Genomic DNA, 20,785 nt, shown 5'->3' with positions numbered 1-20,785 from the left:
TGAGATCTGAAGTATAGCACGCCATACGGGTGATGCAACAGCCGTTTGACCCCCTCACGGGGGGATTTTAATCCTAATCCCCCGCATGGCTTGGGTGTCAAGGGTTTTCAGCATAGCAGGCTTGGTAAATAGCCGATTCTAACGATTGAGATGGCTTGATCGAGATGCTACAATAGGATGACACTGCTGCTGCACACGAGGCCTAATCCATGGTTTGTCCACGCTGTTCAACCGAATTGAAAACTGGGGCGCGTTTTTGCCCCAAGTGTGGTGCTGGTCTGCCCCGTTGGACTGGCCGACTTGCCAATGGCGATGTTTTAATTGATCGCTATGTGGTGATTCGACCCTTGGCCCGTGGTGGCATGGGCGCGGTCTATTTGGCGACCGATCGCCGGCTTGGCGATGCGCCAGTTGCGCTCAAAGAGATGACCGGCTTGCACCAACCAGGCGATACCGATGCTTGGGAGCGGGCGATTGGCGAGTTTCGGCGCGAGGCAGCCTTGTTGGCTCGCTTGAGCCACCCCAATTTGCCCCGCGTTATCGACCAATTCCGCCATACTGAGAACGAGTTTTTGGTGATGGAATATGTCGAGGGCCAAACCCTGCGCGCCGAGTTGGAAGGCCGCATCGAGCCATTGGCCTTGGAAACCGTGATCGATTGGATGCGCCAATTAACCAACGTGCTGCAATATTTGCATAATCAAAACCCGCCGATTATCTATCGTGATCTCAAGCCACCCAACATTATGCTACGCCCCGATGGCCGCATTGCCTTGATCGACTTTGGGATTGCACGCCTATTTAAGCATGGCCAAGAAGGCGATACGGTGATTTATGGCACGCCTGGCTATGCACCGCCTGAGCAATATGGCTTTGGCCAAACCGACCAGCGCTCGGATATTTATAGCTTGGCGATGGTCATTCACGAACTGATTACCCGTTTTGAGCCTGCCAAACGCGAAAGTACCCGCCCGCCATTGGCGCATAATTTGCGCGAAACCGTGCCAACAGCCTTGAGCGATGTGCTGCATCGCGCCATGCATCCCGACCCTGATGATCGCTTTCAATCAATGCGCGATTTTCAAATTGCTGTCGATCAGGCATTAAATCCAATTCAGGTTGCTGCCCTGCCTGATGCCACCGTAATCCATCAAGCAACCACGCCCAAATCTAAAGCCTCAAATTGGTGGTGGCTGGCGTTGGCGGTGGTGAGCATTGGCCTGATTGGCTTTTTGCTGGCCCGCAGTTTCGGCCTATTTGAAACCAAACTTGTGCCAACCAGCGTTGCCCTCAGCACGCCGAGCCTTGTAGCAGCAACCCCAACCGAGGCTCCAATTGTGCCAGTTGTAATTGGGCCAGCGCCACCGGGCATGGTTGCGATTCCGGCTGGGACGTTTGTGATTGGCAGCACTGATGGCCCTCCCAACGAGCAGCCAGTTGGCCGTGGCTACTTGCCAACTTTTTATATTGATCGCACCGAGATCAGCGTCGCCGCCTATCGCGAGTGTGTTGCTCAACAACGCTGTAGCGAGCCAGCAGATCGCAGCTCGTTGACCGTAACTGATTATTACGATAACCAAGCCTACAGCAATTACCCAATGATCAATGTGACATGGCAGCAAGCAGCAACCTATTGCCAAGCCCAAAATAAGCGCCTGCCCAATGAGGCCGAATGGGAGCGCGCCGCCCGTGGCACGGAAGGCCGCCTCTATCCGTGGGGCGACGAATGGGATGCAAGCCGTTTGAATGCCTGGGGCGCTGGTATTGCTGGCGATACCCAAGCAGTTGGCAGCTATCCCACTGGTGCAACGCCAGAAGGTGTGCTCGATTTGGCGGGCAATGTGTGGGAATGGACGAGCAGCCTTGATTTGCCGTATCCCTACAATGCTGGCGATGGCCGCGAAGTGCCAACCCAACCTGGATCGCGGATTGTGCGCGGCAGTTTTAGCGGCACGAACCCTGAGAATGCCCGTGCTGCTGTGCGCGAACGTCGTGACCCAGAATTGCCCTTGAATATTATTGGCTTTCGTTGCGTAACCACCGATTTTTATGTGCCCGAAGGCATGGATTTTATTGCTGGCGGGCGCTGGACGATGGGCGCGACAGCAGAAGATTTGGCGCATTACAAACAGGTTTATGGCTGGGAAGGCTTACAGAACGAAGAACCATCAACCCCAATCTCAACCACTGCTTTTTACCTTGACCAGACTGAAGTGACCAACCAAGCGTATACTGAATTTATCAGCGCTACCGCTCGCCCGGTGCCGACCAACTCGTTTGATCCGGTTGGGCTTTCGTTGTGGCTGCCAGAGCGCACCGTGCCAATTTCCTTAAGCCAACATCCAGTGGTCAATGTAACCTGGGATGATGCACGGAGCTATTGCGAATGGCGGGGCAAGCGCTTGCCAACCGAAGCCGAGTGGGAGCGCGCTGCCCGTGGCGATCAACGCACGATTTTTCCGTGGGGTGACCAAGCAGACGCAAGTTTGCTAAATATCAAAGATTTTGGGCCAGGCCGCACCATGCCTGTTGGTTCATTGCCAAACGCTGGACCCTATGGCACACTAGATCTTGCAGGCAATGTCTGGGAATGGACCCAATCACTGTATATTCCCTATCCCTACCATCCCAGTGATGGGCGAGAATTGGCAAGCGGCGATGGTTCGCGGGTGTTGCGTGGTGGCTCTTGGTTCGATGATTTGATGTCGGCGCATACGACAGGTCGCAATTCGTTCCGCCCCGAGCTTGCCAATATTAATGTTGGTTTTCGATGTGCGCAGGATGTCGCACCATAAATTAGTTGTGTTAGGAATCCATGAACATTATCAATTTAGAAACTGTTTCCAAAGCCTATGGCCCTAAAGTGTTGTTTGAAAATATTTCCTTGGGCTTAGCAAGTGGCGATCGCATTGGCTTAATCGGGGTCAATGGCAGCGGTAAATCAACGCTCTTGAAAATTGCGGCTGGCTTAGAACAACCAGATACTGGCCGCGTAACCTTGCGCAAAGATTGTCGGGTTGGCTATTTGGCCCAAGATCCGCCAATGGATGCCAACCAAACAGTGCTTGAATATGTCTATGCTGCGGCGGGCGAAGGCGCAACTTTGCTCAGCCAATATACGCTCGCCAGCTTGCAACTTGAGCAAAACCCCAACGATGCTAAAGCGCTGGCTGCCGTTGCCGAACTTAGCGAACGCCTGACCACGCTCGATGCTTGGGATACCGAGTTGAGCGCGCGCACTGTGCTTTCGCGGCTTGGCATTACCACGCTCGATGCCCAACTTGGCACGCTTTCTGGTGGCCAACGCAAGCGGGTGGCAATGGCACGGGTGCTTATCGAGAAGCCCGATCTGTTGATTCTCGACGAACCCACCAACCACATCGACCCAACCACGGTCGCTTGGCTCGAAGGCTATTTGGCCAATTTGCAAGGTGCATTGTTGATGATCACCCACGATCGCTACTTTTTGGATCGGGTGGTGACGGCAATTATTGAGCTTGAAGATCGCCAATTGCACTCATATCCTGGCAATTACGAGCGCTTTGTAGCCGAGCGGATTGAGCGTGAACGCCAACGCGCCAAGGCCGAGCTTGATCATCGCAACGAAGTGCGCCGCGAATTGGCCTGGTTGCGTCAAGGCGCGCAAGCGCGAACCACCAAACAACAAGCCCGCGTCGATCGCGCCAATGCCTTGATCAACCAAGAGCGTCGCCAAGAGCGCGGTACCTTGGAGCTTGAATCAACTGGGCGGCGGCTTGGCAAAAAGCTGATCGAAATGCATGGCCTGAACAAGCAAATTGCTGGCAAAACCTTATTGCAGAATTTTGAATATCAGCTCACTCGCGACGATCGTTTGGGGATTATCGGCCCCAACGGCGTTGGTAAATCGACCTTGCTCAATTTGATCGCTGGGCGTTTGCAACCAGATAGCGGCGAATTGGTCGTTGGCGAAACCATCCACGTGGCCTATTACGATCAAAGCAGCAGCGATCTCAACCCCAACCAACGCCTGATCGAGTATGTGAGCGATGGAGCAGAGTTGGTGCAAACTGGCGAAGGGTTGCGCACCGCCAGCCAAATGCTTGAGCGCTTTCTGTTTCCCAATAGCCAGCACTGGGATTATATCCACAGCTTGTCTGGGGGCGAACGTCGGCGCTTGTATTTATTGCGCACCCTGATGCGTAACCCAAATGTGTTGCTGCTCGACGAACCAAGCAACGATCTCGATGTCCAGACGATTGCAATTTTGGAAGAATACATTGAGCAATTTAATGGTGCAGTGATTGTGGTTTCCCACGATCGCGCTTTTCTCGATAACACGGTTGATCATTTGCTGGTCTTTGAGGGCGATGGCAAGGTGCGCCACTTCCCAGGCGACTACAGTGCCTATCGCGAGGCCTCCGAACGCGAGCAAGCCAGCGCCAAGGCTGTAACCAAACCGTCAACTCAAGAGCGCCCACGCGAAGAAAAACCACGTAAACTAAGCTTTAAACAACAACGCGAATTAAGCGAGTTGGAAAAAACCATCGCCAGCTTGGAAGCCCGCCAAACCGAGCTCAATGACGCATTGAATAATGCAGGCAGTGATTATCAGGCCTATACCCGCTTGAGCAGCGAGCTTGAGCAGGTTAGCCAAACCTTAGAACAAAGCTACGAACGCTGGATGGAGCTTTCGGAGTTAGCCGCAGCTTCGTAATGTTCAGAGATATGGAGCACAGGAATGCAAGCAACACCCGAGCTAATTTTGATTGTGGATGATCAAACCACCAATGTGATGGTGTTACAGCGTATGTTGGAACGCGCTGGCTATGCAACCGCCTGTGCTCGCAGCGGCTTCGAAGCCTTGGAAATGCTCGAACAACAAGTGCCCGATTTGATTTTGCTTGACGTAATGATGCCTGAAATGGATGGCTATCAAACCCTGCAAGCAATTCGCGAGCGTAACCATCTGCCCTTCATCCCGATTATTTTTGTTTCGGCCAAGCAAACCACCGCCGACACGGTTACAGGCTTGGATCTTGGCGCAGACGATTACGTGACCAAGCCGGTGAATCGCGATGAATTGCTGGCGCGCATGCGCGTGCTGCTGCGCTTGAAGCACACCCGCCGCGCTTTGCACCGCGAACAAGAACGCCTGCGCTTTCTGTATCGGGTTTCGCAAACCTTGCACCGTTCGTTGGATATTGATCAGGTGTTGCCCGAAGCCTTGAATGCAATTAACGAACTGCTGGGAGCCAGCCGTGGCAGCGTGTTGCTGCTTGATGATCAAAATCGGGTTTGGCGGCGCATTTTGTTTCGGCCACATTTGCCGCCAGCAGAGGCCGAGCAAGCTATTGAGGCGGTGCTGCGCGAGGGCTTAGCCTCGTATGCCTTGCGCACTGGCGAAGTGCAAATTGTCGAAGATGCCCAAAACGATCCGCGCTGGAAACATTTTTATGATGATCGCGAGGAAATTGGCTCAGCGCTGGCCTTGCCATTACATAATTATGCTCAAAATACGATTATCGGCGTATTTATTTTGGTGCATCCACAGCGCAATTTCTTCAAGACCGAGCTAGAAACCTTGATCAAAGCCCTGACTGATCAATTGAGCGTTGCCCTGACCAATGCGGCGGTTTACACTCGCCTGCGCGAGGCCGAAGATAGCCGCGATGGGTTTATTCAGATGTTGACTCACGACTTGCGTGCGCCATTGGCGGGCATGGTTGGCTGCTTCGATGCCTTGATGACCACCCAACTTGATGACGATGGCAAATTGTTCGTCGAGCTTGGTTTTCGGGCAGGCGCAGCCCAACAACGCCTAATCGACGATTTGCTTGATGTCTACAAAGCTGAAGCTGGGCGCTTGGTGCTGAGCCAAGAAACCACCAGCCTTGAGCGAATTGGCGAATTGCTGAGTGAGCAAGTGCTGCCAATTACGGTTGAGCAACAGCTAACATTCGAGCTAAATCTGCCTGCTGCGCCATTGGTGGTGCTTGATGAGCATAAAATGGTACGTGTTTTGGCCAATTTGGTCAGCAATGGTATCAAATGGACCAAGCCAGGCGGTACAATTCGCGTGGTTGGCACGATTGATCAAGCGGCCAAATTGATTACGCTGCTGGTTAGCGATACTGGGCAGGGCATTGCCGCCGAAGATATTCCGCATATTTTCGATAAATTTTACCAAGGCCGGACTGCTGCACAGTCGCGCGGCACAGGGCTGGGCTTGACCTTCTGTAATTTAGCAGTTGGCGCTCATGGCGGCACAATTAGCGTTGATAGCCAAGTAGGCAAGGGGACGACCGTTACCCTGCAACTACCTTGGAAGGAGTAGGACCCAATGCCAGCACGATGGCGGATTCTGGTGGTTGATGATGACACGATTATTCGGCGCACCTTGGTGAGCAATTTGCTCAACGATGGCTTTGAAGTGATGGCCGCAGAATCAGGCCAATCGGCGCTGGCGATGGTCGAAAGTTCATGGCCCGATTTGGCGATTCTCGATTTGATGATGCCTGGCATGACCGGATTTGAACTCTCTGATCGTTTGCGCCGCTATGTTGAAATTCCGATCATCATGCTGACTTCGATTTCCGATGAAGCGACGACTGTGCGCGGGCTAGAGCAACACGCCGATGATTATATGACCAAGCCCTATCGCTACCCAGAATTGCGGGCGCGGGTCAACAAACTGCTGACCAAATCGTATGAGGGTGGCTTGCATCCAGGCGAGTTGATTGTGATAGATGAAGATTTATCGGTCAATTTCGGCCAACATATTTTGATGCGCAAGGGCGAAGCGATTCCCTTGGAGCCAATTGAGCTGCGGGTGTTGTATTTATTGCTGCAAACGCCAACCGTGGCCGTGGCCACCACAACCTTGTTGCGCAAAGCCTGGGGCTTGGGCGAAGAAGGCGATCAATCATCGTTGTGGGTGCGAATTCGCTCGTTGCGCACCAAACTTGAGGACAACCCATCCAAGCCAATCTACCTCAAAACCGTGCGTGGCGTGGGCTACGTCTTTGATGTCCAACCGCGGCGGGGCTTGTAATCTGACTCGTAAACTTGTGTACTTATAGTGATGGTGATGGTTGTCCAATTGATCCATCACTATAAGGATGCTTTGTATGCCAATGACTGTTTTGCTCGTCGATCCTGATCAAATTACCCGAACACTCATGCGCTATCACCTTCGTCGAGCAGGATACACAGTCTACGAAGCTGATAGTTCGCTGCTGGCCGAACAATTGAACCAGCAATATCAACCACGCTTTGTAATTCTTGATGAAGCAATTTCGAACGAACAGAGCACCATGCTGAACTGGGCTGATCATCAAAATTATATTCTGTTGACTGATTTGCCTCAACCGCGAACAACTGGCTGCCTAAGCCTTGCCAAGCCAATCACTGGCCAACACTTGATCTCGCAATTACAAACGTTGTAATAGAAGGCAGAAGTCAAAAGTCAAAAGCCAATAGCGCTACATTCTCTGCGCCTCTGCGTTAATTATTGAACCGCGAAGAACGCGAAGGGCACGAAGGATGAGCCTATAGGCGATAGGCCATGGGCTATAAAACGAAGGATTAGGTCTCACACTATAAAATTCTGCTAGCCAAAAGCCAAACATTCTCTGCGCCTCTGCGTTAAATATTGAACCGCGAAGAGCACAAAGAGCAAGAAGCTTGAAACCACAAAGGCCGCGAAGATCGCGAAGAGCATTTTAGCTACAGATTGAGCCAGATGACCACAGATTATGTCCTCAACGCCAAAAGCCAATATCCACACGTTTTTAGCCACGAATTCCACGAATAATCTTCCGCTAGCCAATAGCCAATAGCCCAATCCCCGATCCCTGATCCCCAAATCCTATGTTCTATGTTCTATGCTCTATGTTCTGTAGGCCCTCATCCCTCATACTTCATCCTTGAATTACTTGGTTTAGTACGCTTGACAGTTGGGCTACCTTGCGACTATGCTAAGCTACGATTTGCTGCTTTAGAACGCGCCATTTGTGATGATTTGCTCGTTGGTTGCTTGGCATGTGGCCAAGGCTGCCAACATTGAATCATGGGGAGAGCCTGCTGTGAGCCAAGTTGCGGATCAATTGGCGCAATTTGTGGTTTTTATCCTCGATCAAGAACGCTTTGCCTTGCCCGTCGAGCAAGCCCGTGGCATCGAGCGTTGGCGCACGCCAACCAGAATTCCCGGCACGGCGGCGGCGATTATGGGCATTATCAATCAGCGTGGCGTGTTGCTGACAGCGGTTGATATGCGGGTAATCTTGGGCATGAAGCCTATTACGCCAACCCGCCGCAGCCGCTTTTTGCTGGTTCACGAACAGATTGACTGTGCAATTGCAGTTGATCAAGTGCTCGATATGTTACAGCTTGACTTAAGTTTGGCTGAGCCAACGCCGCATCGCGGCACGGTTGCTAGCAGAGGCTTGCTGCCAACGCCGTTTGGTTTTGCAACTTGGCTTGATCTAGCTGCGCTGCTTGGGTCGATCAACAATGGTTAGTCCAACAGTTGTCAGCGATTTGTATCCGCTGAGTGTTGGCGATCAAACGCTCTTAATTCGCCAAACCGCCTTGGTAGGTGTGGATTATGTTGCTAATAGCGGGCAGCCAATTCGCCGTGTGATTCAGCACGGCAACCCAATCGACGTGATCGATTTAAATCAGTGGCTGCAACAGCCAATTGGCGAACAAACCAATCGCTTAGCCTTATTTGTGGCTGGACAAGCAAGCTTGGCCGTGGTCGTTGATCAATTGGGCGACCCGATTCGGGCCGCACTGACCGTGCAACCATTGCCAAGTTTAGTTTCCGATAGTTTGCTCGACCCCAGCATTTTAGGCATTATTATGCTCGATGAATGCCCATGCCTCATGCTTGATCTCGAACTGTTTGTGCTGGTACACGCAAAGCGCTAGACCAGTGCCAAGGAGTCTGCTCATGGCGAATTTAGGTTCGCTTTTCTCACTCGATTTTACGAATTTAGCTGATCGCCGCCGCGTGATTATGCGGATTGTCGCCTTGGCTGCCTTGGTCGTGCCCTTGTTAGTCACCTTGGTAGCGTGGATTTACGAGCGCAATAATCCGCAATTGTGGAATGCGCTCGGGGTACTGTTTGTTTCGATGGGCGCGATTTTGCTGGTGGCCTTCTTTAGCTTGCGTATGATTCGCCAAGGCCAAGAACAAATTGCCACCTATGTTTTGATTGGCACGATTTCGCTGGCAGCTTTAGCATGTGCCGTGCGTTATGGCGGCATCGATCAAAGCCTGATCATTTCGTTGTTGCTGGTCATGCTGTTTATCGTTGGCTTGGTAGCAACTTGGCGCGAAATTGTGGCCTATGGCATTTCGATCACCTTTGCCTATGGCATGTTGCTGCTGCTCAAAGATAATCTTGGCTCATTCAGGGTTTCTGAAGGCACGTTAACCGCTGGTGATGCAGGTGTGTATGGCGTTGGCGCTGTGCTGTTTTTTGTGGGCTTGGCGACAACGATTGTGCTAACCACGATTTTCAGCAAGGCTTTGGCCGAATATTCGCTCAAAAGCGAGCAATGGACTGCCGATTTGATGCGGGCCAACGAGCAATTGATCGAGAAAAATATTCAGCAGATTGAGCTTGGCACCGATCTTTCGTTTGCCGCTACCGAATTGTCGGCTGCCTCGCAGCAACAAGCTTCGGGCGCAACCGAACAAGCTTCGGCAGTTGCCGAAGTTTCATCAACGATTGAAGAATTGGGCTTTACAGCGCGCCAAATCGCTAGCGCCTCGGATCAAGTGAGCATTGCTGCTCAACAAACCTTGACCTCGTTGGCGATGGGCCAGCAATCGGTTGATGAAGCGATTCAAGGCATGGAACGGATTAAGCAACGGGTGCAAGAGGTTTCATCGCGGGTTTTGAGCTTGGGCGAACGTTCGCATCATATTAGCGAAATTATCGCCTTGATTGACGATGTTTCCGATGAAACTCACCTGTTGGCTTTGAATGCGGCGATTGAAGCTGCTGGTGCTGGCGAGCATGGTCGCCGTTTTGCGGTGGTTGCCGCCGAAGTCAAGAGCTTGGCTAACCGTACCTTGGCCGCTTCGCGCGAAGTCAAAGATGTGATTGCCGAAATTCAGGCTGCGACCAATGCCTCGGTGCTGGCGACAGAAGAAAGCGTCAAAGAAGTTGTTCAAGGGGTCAACTTGGCGCATCGGGCAGGCCAAGAGATGGATTCGATTGTGGTTTTGGGCGAACATACCGCCCAATTGGCCCAAGAAATTAGCCTAGCGACTGCTCAGCAACAAACTGCATCGGAGCAAGTTGTCGAAACCATGCGTGAAATTGCCGAAGTCTCACGTCAAACGGCGGCTGGTTCGCGCCAAACTGCCGATGCAGCATCCAAACTCACCGCGATTGCAAACCGTTTGCATTCGTTGGTCAACATCGAGGCCAATACACGCTAAGCGAGGAGCTATCGCATGGGCGGTTTTGATTTATCAGCATTTTTTGGCCAGTTTCGCGAAGAAACTGAAGAGAATGTGCGGGCCTTGACCACAGGCTTGTTGGCCTTGGAGTCAAACCCAGGCGATCGCGAAGCGATTGATACGATTTTTCGGGCTGCGCATACGATCAAAGGCTCAGCCCGCATGCTTGGCCAAATCGATATGGGGCGTTTAGCGCATTCGATGGAAAGCTTGCTTTCGGCTTTGCGCAGTGGCATGCTGGCCATGAATGCAAGCATTAACGATGTGCTGCTGGCTAGCGCTGATGTGCTGTTGGCCTTGAACGCCAACGTCAACGAGCCGCCGCCGACCGATCCCAATGTCGATATGTTGGTCGAGCAACTGAATGCCTTGGCAGCTGGCGAAAGCCTGCCAACTGCGCCGCCAGCCAAAAAGCTAGCGCCGATTGTTGAGCCTTTGGCTGAACCAGAACCCGAGCCAGTGCCAGTTGTGCTTGAGCAACCCAATCCTGAGCCAGCCCCAGTTGTCGCGCGCCCAGCCCCGAAAAAAGCTAGGCCTACGGGCGAAGCTCCAAAGCTAATCAACACCACGCGTTCGACAGTGCGTGTACCGATTGCACGCTTAGATCGCTTGTTGAATACGGCTGGTGAGTTGGTCGTTACCCGCCAATTGCACCTTGAGCATGTGGCCGATCTCGAAGCCTTGGATAAATTGCTGAGCAAAAGCGAGCGCCTGAGCCAACAACTAAGCGAGCGCTTAACTGGCCAGCGCGTGACCTTTCAGCAACGGCGTGAAGCCAGCGAACTCGCCAGCCAATTGCAAAATCTGGCGCAATCGACCCGCAACCAATTGCGCTTGCTCAGCGAGCGTTGGAGCAGCCATAGCGCCGCCAGTGAAGCCTTGGTCGATGAACTTGAGGCCGAGGTGATGGCAACGCGCTTGCAGCCAGTCGCTGGTTTGTTTGCGCCAATTCCTCGAGCAGTGCGCGAATTGGCACGCTCGTTGGGCAAAGAAGTTAACTTAATCACCGAAGGCGAAACCACCGAGGCCGACCGCAAAGTGATTGAGTTGATGGCTGATCCGTTGCTGCATTTGGTGCGCAACGCGCTTGATCATGGGGTTGAAACGCCCGAAGATCGGATTAAAACCAACAAGCCTGCTGAGGCCACCTTGCGCTTGCAAGCCCGCTCGTTGGGCGGCACGATTGAAATTATCATCAGCGACGATGGCCGTGGCATTGATCCGGCGGTGATTCGGGCGACAGCAATTAAACGCGGCATTATCGATGCTGAATCGGCGGCGCGGTTGCGCGATGAAGAAGCTTTGGAGTTAATCTGGCAGCCTGGTTTTTCCACCAGCGCAATCATCACCGATGTTTCTGGCCGTGGCGTGGGCATGGATGTGGTGCGCGCCGCTGTGAGCGAAGTTGGCGGACGGGTTGATGTGCATTCAGTGCTTGGTCAAGGCACGACGTTCACCCTGATTTTGCCAATTACCTTGCTGACCACGCGGGTGCTGTTGTTTGATGTGGCTGGAACGACCTATGCCTTGCCATCGACCGCCTGTTTGGGTGGGCGGCGGGTTTCGGGCGCACAAATTCAAATGGTCGAAGGCCGCCCAAGCGTGCGCGTCGATGAGCGCAGCGTGAGCATTGTGGCGCTTGCACCATTGCTTGAGCAGCGTGGGCCGTTGCCCCAACCATCGGATATTTCCAATTTGGTGGTTTTGGGGCCGGCCAATCGGCCTTTGGCCTTGCTGGTCGATAAATTGGTTGATGAACGCGAAGTTGTGGTGAAATCGCTGGGAGCGTTGTTGAACGAACAGCGCTTGTGCACTGGGGCAATTGCCTTACCCGATGGGCGTTTGGTGCTGGTGCTCAATCCATTGGCGATTGCGGCGCGAGCGCGCGAATGGGGCAAACCAGTGGCCTTGCCAGCGCCAAGCAAACGTCAGCCAGCCAAATTGTTGGTTGCCGAAGATTCGTTTACCACCCGCGAGCTACTACGCTCGATGCTACAATCGGCGGGCTACATCGTCGAAACCGCCATTAACGGCCAAGATGCGCTTGACAAGCTCAACCTCAATTCCTACGATCTGCTGGTAAGCGATGTTGAAATGCCGTTGCTGACTGGCTTTGAGTTGACCCGTCGGGTGCGTGGCCATGAACGTTTGCGCCAACTGCCAATTATTATTATCACAAGCCTAGCCCGTGATAGCGATCGGCGTGAAGGCTTATTGGCTGGCGCACAAGCTTATATCGTCAAAAGCCAGTTTGATCAAAGCAACTTGCTCGAAACGATTCATCAATTACTTGGCCGCTAAAGTAGCCTGGCCTTGATTACTACCAATCTTTCCCTGCGAGGAGTTTTTCAATGAGTGAACGAATCTTAGTTGTTGACGATAGCAAACTGGTTACCGATATTGTCAAAATGCGGCTCGAAATGTATGGCTATGCCGTCGATTTGGCCTATAGCGGCGAGGAAGCGCTGCAAAAAATCGGCGATCTCACGCCTGATTTAGTGGTGTTGGATGTGCAAATGCCTGGCATTGATGGCTACGAGGTTTGCCGTCAGTTGCGCGCCAATCCCTTATTTGAAGAATTGCCAATTATCATGTTGACCTCGATGGATGATAAACGGGCTGGCTTTGAAGCTGGAGTCGACGATTATCTTAACAAAGACCTTGATTTGCTCGATTTGCCCAATCGGGTCAAACTGTTGTTGGGTATGTAATGATGACAGGGCCGCTTGCACCAATTCGCGTCTTAGTTGTCGATGATTCGGCGGTTTCGCGCCGAGTCATCAGCACTATTTTAGCCAGTGATTCGGCGATTCAAGTGGTTGGCGAGGCCCGTGATGGGCGTGAGGCGGTGCAATTGGCGGCAGCCTTGCAACCAGACATTATCACGATGGATGTGCGCATGCCAGTGATGGATGGTTTGCAGGCCACTGAAGAAATTATGGCCTATCATCCAACCCCAATTTTGGTGATTACCTCATCGCTGACCCGCCATGATCGCAATTTAACCTTTCAGATGCTCAATGCCGGAGCGTTGGAAGTGTGGGAAAAACCCAACGATTTGACACTTGCCCAAGGCGAAGCAAATCGAATGCGACTATTGGAACGAGTCAAGGTGCTTTCACGGGTCAAAGTTGTAACCCATTTACGCGGGCGACGGCGCAAATCGCCAACTACTGAGACCAATATTCCCTTATTGATGGCTTCAATTAGCCCGCCAAGCCAACGCTGGCTGATTGTCGTTGGCGCTTCGACGGGTGGCCCACGTGTGTTATACAAACTCCTGCATAGCCTGCCTGCGAGCATCCCCGCAAGCATTATCATTGTGCAGCACATCGCTGAGGGATTTGTTGGTACAATGGTAGACTGGTTGGACAATCATTCGCCCTTGAAGGTGGAGTTGGCGCAGCATCGCGGCAGTTTGAAAAACGGCCATGTCTATGTTGCCCCTGATACCCATCATTTGCGTATCGATGGCAACTGGACGGTGCATCTTGAATCGCAACCAGATAACTTACTGTATCCATCGGTTGACGTAACCATGCAATCAGCGGCTAAGGTTTTGCCCAAGCAAACGATTGGCGTGCTGTTAACGGGCATGGGCCGTGACGGCGCACAAGGGTTGTTGGCCTTACGGCGAGCGGGCGCACGCACAATTGCCCAAGATCGCACAACCAGCGCGATTTGGGGCATGCCGCGAGCCGCCGAGGAAGTTGGGGCGGCGATGGAATTTTTGGCTGCCGATTCGATTGCGCCGCGGTTGGTGGCGCTGCTCAGTGAAGCTGAACGTCGATGAGTGAGTTAAGCACTGAACAATGGACGATCATTCGTGATTATCTCGCTCGTCGAGCGGGCTTGTATCTCGATGATAGTCGCATGCGCCAAGGCCGCATGTTTGTTCAGGAACGCTATCGCCAATTGCAAATTAGCCCAGCGGCCTATACGCTGCGCATTCAAGACCCGACCAATGCGAGCGAATTGCAATGGTTGGCTGAGCGCTTGGCCAATCACGAAACTCAATTTTTTCGTAACCCAGCCCATTTTCGGGCCTTGCGCGAGCATATTTTTCCTGAACTTCAGCGTGTTCGTTCGCCGTTGCGTCCGCTGCGCTGCTGGAGCGCTGGCTGCTCAACTGGCGAGGAGCCGTATAGCATGGCCATGGTTGCCTTGCAGCAATGGGGTAATCCGCCAAGCCGCCCGATTTCGATTTGGGCCACCGATTTAAGCCATGTGCCGCTTGAGCGCGCGATTGCTGGCGAGTATCGTGGGCGTTCGTTGGCCAATGTTCAAGCCGACTACAAACAATGGTTTGAGCAACAGCCCAACGGGTCGCTGCGCGTCAGCGAAGCAGCGCGATCCTTGGTACAATTCGAACAGCACAATTTGCTTGATGCACTGCCGCATTGGGCCTATCAGCTTGATGTGGTGTTTTGCCAAAACGTCACAATCTATTTTCAACTCGAAACATGTCGCCAGTTGATCGAACGGATTTATGCGGCGTTGGCGGTTGGTGGCTATTTGCTCTTGGGCTTTTCTGAATCGCTGTGGGGCATTTTTGATCGCTTTGAAACGGTCGAGGTGGCTGGCGCTTTCATTTATCGTAAAGGCGATGGTCAGCCCAAGCCACGCCCGACTATCGAACGGCCCATTACCAAGCCACTCGATAAGCCAGTCGAGCCAACTCCAGCGCGACCACGGCCAATTACGCGGCCCATCGTTACTGTTGATGTGCTGAAAGCGCCTGATGTAGCGAGTTTATTGGCTGAAGCCCGTACCTTGCGGGCACAAGGCCAGCAGCGACGCGGTTTGAGCTTATTGGCTAGTATTGCGCCCAATCAGCGCCAGCCAGCAATTTTGGCTTTGGCTGCGCAATTGCATGCCGACCTTGGCCAAAACGAGCAAGCTGCTGCCGAGGCCCGCCGCGCCTTAGAACTTGATGTCTTGCAAGATGCCGCCTATGTGGTGCTGGGCATGATCGAGCTCAACCAAGGTGCGTGGGATAAAGCGATTAATTATTTGGAGCGTGCCAGCTATTTGGTGCCCGAATCGCCAACAATCGCCTTTCATTTGGCCGAAAGCTATCGCCACCAAGGGCGGGAAACCGCAGCCTTGCGCTATTATCAACATGCGTTACGCAAGTTGGCCCAACATTCAAGTAGCACCGTCATTGACGGCATCGCGGTCGGGTGGTTGCGTTCAGCCTGCGAACGCTGGATTGGCAGCTTAGAAGCCAGCCAAGGAACATTTTAATTTTATGCAAAAAGTACAGCCAGCAATCTATAGTTCACTGCTCAGTCACCGTGCTCATGGTCGGGTGGCGATTCCGCTTGAGCCTGTTTTGCCTGCGCCAGTGCCCGCAGCACCAGTGCCCGACCAACGTCAAGCTGAGTTGGAACAAGATTTGCAATTGGCGCGTGATTTGCAGCAAGGCCTGATGCTCGAAACCGTGCCGCGCCTGCCGGGCTGGGAGCTGAGCGCAGTTTCGTTGCCAGCCCGCGAGCTTGGCGGCGACCTCTATGATTTTCTGGCGGTCAACGACTCGCAAGGGATTATGATTGGCGATGTGAGCGGCAAGGGCTTGCCTGCTGCTTTGCGCATGGCTGTGGCGCGCACGGTTTTTCGGGCCGAAGTGCGGCGTGGTCAATCGCCAGGCCACACCTTGGCCGCAGTCAATAATATTTTGATCGAAGAAATGCCGCAGGGCATGGTTACGATGCTCTATGCATTAATCAACCCGCAAACTGGCATGATGCAATTGGCAAATGCTGGGCACAATTATCTGATTGTGATCAATAATCAAGTTGTTGAAATCGAAACGTCAGGTGTGCCGCTCGGCGTGATGGAGATTGATTGCTATACTGAATCCATCTTGCAACTAAATTATGGCGATTCAGTCATGTTGTACACTGACGGGGTTGTTGAAGCGACCAATGAGCATCAAGTTTTATATGGCTACCCACGCTTTCAGAGCCTTTTACAAACAGTTGGCCACCTTAAGCCACGGGCATTGATGGCCCGCGTGCTCAGCGAAGTTCGTGCTTGGACCCAAGGCCAACTCAAACACGATGATGTGACGATGGTGCTCGTGCGGCGGCGTTTGGCCAATTTGCTTGATGAAATGCATAGCATTGTGGCCGATGTGGTTGGGCCAATGACTGCTGATGAATGGTGGCAAAGCCTAGACCTTGTTGGCGCAAACCGCACGCCCGACCAATGCCTAGAGTTGTTGCGTCCGTTGAATGAAATGGTGGCCAGCCAATTTGGCCGTGGAATTGCCCGCGAGCTTCAAGCGCAATTGCGCCCAGTGATCGAAGAATATCGCTTGCTCCAATCCACCAAAGGATCGTCCTAAGGGAACTGTTATGACTACCAATGTTGACACGCTCAATGTAATGCCGCTGGACCTCGATACCTTTGCTGGGAGCGAGCGTTTTATGGCTGGGACGCGCTTGGGTGCTGCGTTTGGACGCGGGATCAAAGCCTATTTGGCCGCCAATTATCCTGATGCAATCGAGCATTTCAAAACCGCGTTGATCGCGGCCTATGTCGAGGGCGATGAGAAATCGCAAATTTATGATCGCGAGCGGGCGATTATTTATTTGTATATTGGCAATGCCTGCGCGTTTCAAGATGATTGGCCAACTGCCCAGCGCGAATATTTGGAATCGGTACAAACCGATCCGCAACTGGCCGAAGCGCACTATAACTTGGGCGTGGCTTTTGGGGCGATGCGCCAAATTGATCGCGCAATTGGCGCTTTCAAGGAAGCGCTTGAGCATAACAATGGCTTGTACGAGGCCCATTTTGCGCTTGGTCGCGCCTATCAGATGCTCGACGACGCTGGACGGGCCTATATTCACTTTACCTCGGCCCGCGAGTTGCGGCCCTACGCTGGCGAACCTTTGTATTACATGGGTTTGATGCACCAAGCCCATGGTGCTCACGAATTGGCTCAGCGTTGTTTTGCTGAGGCGTTGCGGGTTGAGCCAACCTTTATCTCGCCCAGCGTTGGCCCCGATGAAGTGCTGGTGAGCAAATCGGAGCAAGAGGTTGCCAACTGGTACTACCGTTTGAGCGACGACCTCAAAGCTCAAGGCTACGACGAAGATGCCAAGCGAATTTACGAAGCCTTGCTCAAATGGCGGCCAACCGAACATCGGGCGCGCTATTTGCTTGGTAATTTGTTAGCGCGGGCGCGGCGCTGGGAATTGGCGTTCCAAGAGTATGGCCAAATTCCACCGCAAGATCGCTATTATGTTGATGCGCGGCTACGCATCAGCGCGATTTTGCGTTTTCAGGGTAAGCATCGCGAGGCCTACAACCATTTGTATAGCACCGCCAAATTGCGCCCCAACGATGGCCAAATTTTCTTGCAAATGGGCAAACTGCTCTATGATTTAGAAAAACATCATGCCGCCATGCGTGCTTTTGAACGTGCGGTGCAGCTCTTGCCCAAAGATCCCAACGCCTACTACTTGCTGGGCTTTATGTATACCGTGTTGGGCCACGAAAGTTGGGCCTTGGCTGCTTGGCGCAAAGCGGTGGAGTTAGCACCGCATGCCCATTCATTGCGCTACGATTTGGGCTATATGTACACGCGGCGGCGACGCTACGATTTGGCATCACGTGAATTTAGCCATGTGCTGATGCACTGGCCCGATGATATTGAAACCACCTTTATGCTGGGCACGTGCTATAAAGAAATGCTCGAGCCAGCCCAAGCCATCCCGTTATTTGAAAAAGTGCTGCGGCGTAACCCACGCCATACCCAAGCACTCTATTATCTGGGGGCATGTTACCTGCAAGTTGGCAACAGCTCCTTGGGCAAAGCCTACCTTCGCCGCTATGAACATCTGATCAATCAACAGGAACAATTACCCCAAAAGGGCCGCGCAATGGCCCGTGGAGGTTCACGATGAATCGGATTCACCTCAACATTCCATCTGACCTGGTTTTTGAGCGGGTTGTGCGGGCCAGCGCTGCCGAGCTTGGCAGCACCATGGGCTTTCCGCGCGAGCGCGTCGAAGATCTCAAGCTGGCGGTGAGCGAAGCCGTCACCAACGCGATTGAGCATGGCGGTGGTGGCGGCGTGGCTGGCTCGGTCGAAGTTATTTTCTCGTTGCACGCCGATCAATTAGAAGTTGAAATTATCGATCATGGCAAAGGCATCGAGCACTTCAACACCGAGCGCCGCGTGGTCGAGGAAGATAATCTTGAATCGGGCATGCTGCGTGGTTTTGGCTCGTATCTGATTAGCGAGTTGGTCGATCAATACGAGGTGCAAAGCTCTGGCACTGGCACCAGTTTGCGGCTGCGAATTTTCAAAGCGAAGTAGTGAGTGGGGGCGGGGGCTGGGGATCAGGGGTCGGGGCTAGCGTTCAGGGATTGGGGTCTAGGGGCTAGCGGAACAATTGTCGATAGTTCTAATGAATCACCGATAGCCCCTAGCTGTACTAGCTCATTGGGTTGGCAACCAGGTGCATGCCCTCACCCCCAGCCCCTCTCCCACTGAACGCGGGCGAGGGGAGCACTGATTCAGCGTTTCCCCCTCGCTCGCGGGCGGTAGAGGGGGCTAGGGGGTGAGGGGGAATCGTTGTTAACGCAATGAATCAGTACACACAGCCCATAACCATCGTCCCTTTGCGCCTCTGCGTTAAACCTTGCCCCTGATCCCCGGCCCCTCGCCCCTGAACCCTAATCTCAATCCTATGTTCTATGTTCTTTGCTCTCTGTTCTATAAGATCTGTCATCAAAATTTCATGCAGCTTGGTTGCCAAAAATCGCTTGCTCAACTATGATCAAGGCAGAGTTGGCCGCGTTGACCAACCTAGGAGATCTATTATGAGCGACGTACAATCGGTAATTCGCCGAGAAGAGTGGGATGATGTCGTGCTGTTGCATATTTTGACCAACAGCGTCGATGCCGTTTCGGCGGCAGCGATCGAGCATGCTTGTACTCAAATGAAACCAATTACGGTTTTAGATTTTGCCGATGTGGCCTTTATCAACTCGGCTGGCATTTCGGTGCTGCTGAAGTTTGTGGTGGCTGCGCGCAAGAATGGCTATAAAGTCTTTTGTCTCCATGTCAGCCCCCATCATCAAAAAATCTTCAAGATGGTCGAGATGACGCGCTTTATGCCAGTAATTGAAGAACAAGATTTGGCAGCCTACACCAACACCCAACAATCATCAATCTCGAATTCTTAACGTTCTTCTTAACCATTTGTTGTTCGATGAATGCTGGGTTAAACACCAAAGCGCAGGGATTCAATGCTCCCTGCGCTTTGGGCTTTAGGCAAAATCCTAGGCGGCTTCGACTTCTGCATCTGGCTGCATCGAAATCACAAACTCGCCATCGCGGCCAATCGCGACGTGCTCAGGGCCAAGGCCAGTTGGCAACAGCTTGGCGTGTTGCACGGCCCGTTCAAGGGCGCGTTTGTTATTGAAGCCCATTGCATCGAGCACAGGGTTGGCGACAAAACGGCCATGCTTGAGTGGCGTATAGAGCTTGGTGCGTTCCAAGGAGGCTTTCAGTTCCTCTGCATTGGGCAAAATGTGTAGCGCTGGCATGTTGAAGCCATTCAGCACCCGAAACACCATATCGAGCGTTTCATAGGGCAAATAGCGCTTGTAAATATCGATCACGCGCAAAAACATGCCGTGGTGGGCAATTTCATCAACGCCAACAATTTTGAAGGCTGCGGCTGCGCCAATTTGCTTGCCACGTTTGCGTTCTTCTTCGGTGCTATGCTCAGGCAAGCCATATTCGCTGCGAATCCGTTTGCGCAATTCTTCATAATTGAAATAGGTGGCGCGTTCTTGGACCATGGCATAGGCGGCAACGCCCAAGGGCGTGTCAAAGCCAGGGTGATTTTCATACATCGTCCAGCGATGCTCGGCCACTTGATCGCGATAGCTTTCTAATTGCTCTTTGGTGCGGCGGCCTGAGTGCAACAACACCAATTCCCAGGCTTCTGCATGTTTTGATTCTTCAGCGCCCCATTGCAATTGAATATTGCGCCGTTCACGTTTACCATGGACAATGTTGATTGTATCCTCGACATAATCGCCGACATAATCTTCAACGCCGAGGAAACTTTCGACCAAGGTTACGGTATCTTCGCTGAGCAGATGGCCATATTGCTCCATCTCGCGCAAGGGCAAATCGTCCCATGGCAACCAATTGCGGGTTTTGACAGCTTTGCGAAAATATTCGATATAGGCTAATTTTACTTCTTCAGCAATGGCGCGTTCGCGGGCTTCGCGCGTCCATGGGCCATTGATAACTAAGGGGGTGATAGGGGTTTGTTGTTCGTGTAACACAGCGCT

The 20,785-nt window shown here is 52.8% G+C and carries 17 protein-coding genes; 16 read left to right on the top strand and 1 reads right to left on the bottom strand.

Features of this window, described 5'->3' with window-relative positions; all coding sequences use genetic code 11:
- Positions 1-209 precede the first annotated feature (209 nt).
- The 16 genes from ACFMKP_RS10085 (at position 210) to ACFMKP_RS10010 (ending at position 19,663) form a co-directional block, all read left to right on the top strand.
- Positions 210-2,795 carry an SUMF1/EgtB/PvdO family nonheme iron enzyme gene (locus ACFMKP_RS10085; protein ID WP_382291452.1) on the top strand — a complete coding sequence of 862 codons (2,586 nt, stop codon included), beginning with the start codon at positions 210-212 and terminating at the stop codon, positions 2,793-2,795.
- Between the two features lie 20 nt (positions 2,796-2,815).
- Positions 2,816-4,696 carry an ABC-F family ATP-binding cassette domain-containing protein gene (locus ACFMKP_RS10080; RefSeq protein WP_382291450.1) on the top strand — a complete coding sequence of 627 codons (1,881 nt, stop codon included), beginning with the start codon at positions 2,816-2,818 and terminating at the stop codon, positions 4,694-4,696.
- A gap of 24 nt (positions 4,697-4,720) precedes the next feature.
- Positions 4,721-6,316: a response regulator gene (locus tag ACFMKP_RS10075; RefSeq protein WP_382291448.1), complete on the top strand. Its 1,596-nt coding sequence runs from the start codon at positions 4,721-4,723 to the stop codon at positions 6,314-6,316.
- A 6-nt stretch (positions 6,317-6,322) separates the two neighbouring features.
- Complete coding sequence (locus tag ACFMKP_RS10070) at positions 6,323-7,033, top strand: response regulator transcription factor (RefSeq protein ID WP_054537046.1); 711 nt, start codon at positions 6,323-6,325, stop codon at positions 7,031-7,033.
- A gap of 76 nt (positions 7,034-7,109) precedes the next feature.
- On the top strand, positions 7,110-7,427 hold the full coding sequence (locus tag ACFMKP_RS10065) for a hypothetical protein (protein ID WP_382291446.1): 318 nt from the start codon (positions 7,110-7,112) through the stop codon (positions 7,425-7,427).
- Positions 7,428-8,066: 639 nt separating this feature from the next.
- Positions 8,067-8,501, top strand: coding sequence for a chemotaxis protein CheW (locus ACFMKP_RS10060; RefSeq protein WP_382291444.1), 435 nt, complete (start codon positions 8,067-8,069; stop codon positions 8,499-8,501).
- Complete coding sequence (locus ACFMKP_RS10055) at positions 8,494-8,913, top strand: hypothetical protein (RefSeq protein ID WP_382291442.1); 420 nt, start codon at positions 8,494-8,496, stop codon at positions 8,911-8,913. Before ACFMKP_RS10060 ends, ACFMKP_RS10055 begins: the two co-directional genes overlap by 8 nt.
- 22 nt (positions 8,914-8,935) lie before the next feature.
- Positions 8,936-10,438 (top strand): methyl-accepting chemotaxis protein, encoded by a 1,503-nt coding sequence (locus ACFMKP_RS10050; RefSeq protein WP_382291440.1) that lies wholly within the window; start codon positions 8,936-8,938, stop codon positions 10,436-10,438.
- A 15-nt stretch (positions 10,439-10,453) separates the two neighbouring features.
- Complete coding sequence (locus tag ACFMKP_RS10045) at positions 10,454-12,760, top strand: response regulator (RefSeq protein WP_382291438.1); 2,307 nt, start codon at positions 10,454-10,456, stop codon at positions 12,758-12,760.
- 50 nt (positions 12,761-12,810) lie between these two features.
- Complete coding sequence (locus ACFMKP_RS10040) at positions 12,811-13,170, top strand: response regulator transcription factor (RefSeq protein WP_012188282.1); 360 nt, start codon at positions 12,811-12,813, stop codon at positions 13,168-13,170.
- The gene (gene cheB, locus ACFMKP_RS10035; protein ID WP_382291437.1) at positions 13,170-14,252 is read left to right on the top strand and encodes a chemotaxis-specific protein-glutamate methyltransferase CheB; all 1,083 of its coding nucleotides are present in this window, start codon (positions 13,170-13,172) and stop codon (positions 14,250-14,252) included. The genes ACFMKP_RS10040 and cheB overlap by 1 nt, the downstream gene beginning before the upstream one ends.
- A complete protein-coding gene (locus tag ACFMKP_RS10030; RefSeq protein ID WP_382291435.1) occupies positions 14,249-15,706 on the top strand; it encodes a CheR family methyltransferase in 1,458 nt (485 codons plus the stop codon). Before cheB ends, ACFMKP_RS10030 begins: the two co-directional genes overlap by 4 nt.
- Positions 15,707-15,710: 4 nt before the next feature.
- Entirely contained in the window at positions 15,711-16,808 is a 1,098-nt protein-coding gene (locus ACFMKP_RS10025; RefSeq protein WP_382291433.1) for a PP2C family protein-serine/threonine phosphatase, read from the top strand.
- A 10-nt stretch (positions 16,809-16,818) separates the two neighbouring features.
- A complete protein-coding gene (locus tag ACFMKP_RS10020; RefSeq protein ID WP_110520274.1) occupies positions 16,819-18,375 on the top strand; it encodes a lipopolysaccharide assembly protein LapB in 1,557 nt (518 codons plus the stop codon).
- Positions 18,372-18,791, top strand: coding sequence for an ATP-binding protein (locus ACFMKP_RS10015; RefSeq protein ID WP_054537036.1), 420 nt, complete (start codon positions 18,372-18,374; stop codon positions 18,789-18,791). Before ACFMKP_RS10020 ends, ACFMKP_RS10015 begins: the two co-directional genes overlap by 4 nt.
- Positions 18,792-19,297: 506 nt before the next feature.
- The gene (locus tag ACFMKP_RS10010) at positions 19,298-19,663 is read left to right on the top strand and encodes an STAS domain-containing protein (RefSeq protein ID WP_382291431.1); all 366 of its coding nucleotides are present in this window, start codon (positions 19,298-19,300) and stop codon (positions 19,661-19,663) included.
- 96 nt (positions 19,664-19,759) lie between these two features.
- Here ACFMKP_RS10010 and ACFMKP_RS10005 read toward each other — a convergent pair whose 3' ends face one another.
- Positions 19,760-20,779 carry a hypothetical protein gene (locus tag ACFMKP_RS10005; RefSeq protein WP_382291429.1) on the bottom strand — a complete coding sequence of 340 codons (1,020 nt, stop codon included), beginning with the start codon at positions 20,777-20,779 and terminating at the stop codon, positions 19,760-19,762.
- Between the last annotated feature and the right edge of the window lie 6 nt (positions 20,780-20,785).

This window comes from Herpetosiphon sp. NSE202 (assembly GCF_042688385.1).
Lineage (GTDB): Bacteria > Chloroflexota > Chloroflexia > Chloroflexales > Herpetosiphonaceae > Herpetosiphon.
This window is presented reverse-complemented; position numbering and strand designations above follow the sequence as displayed.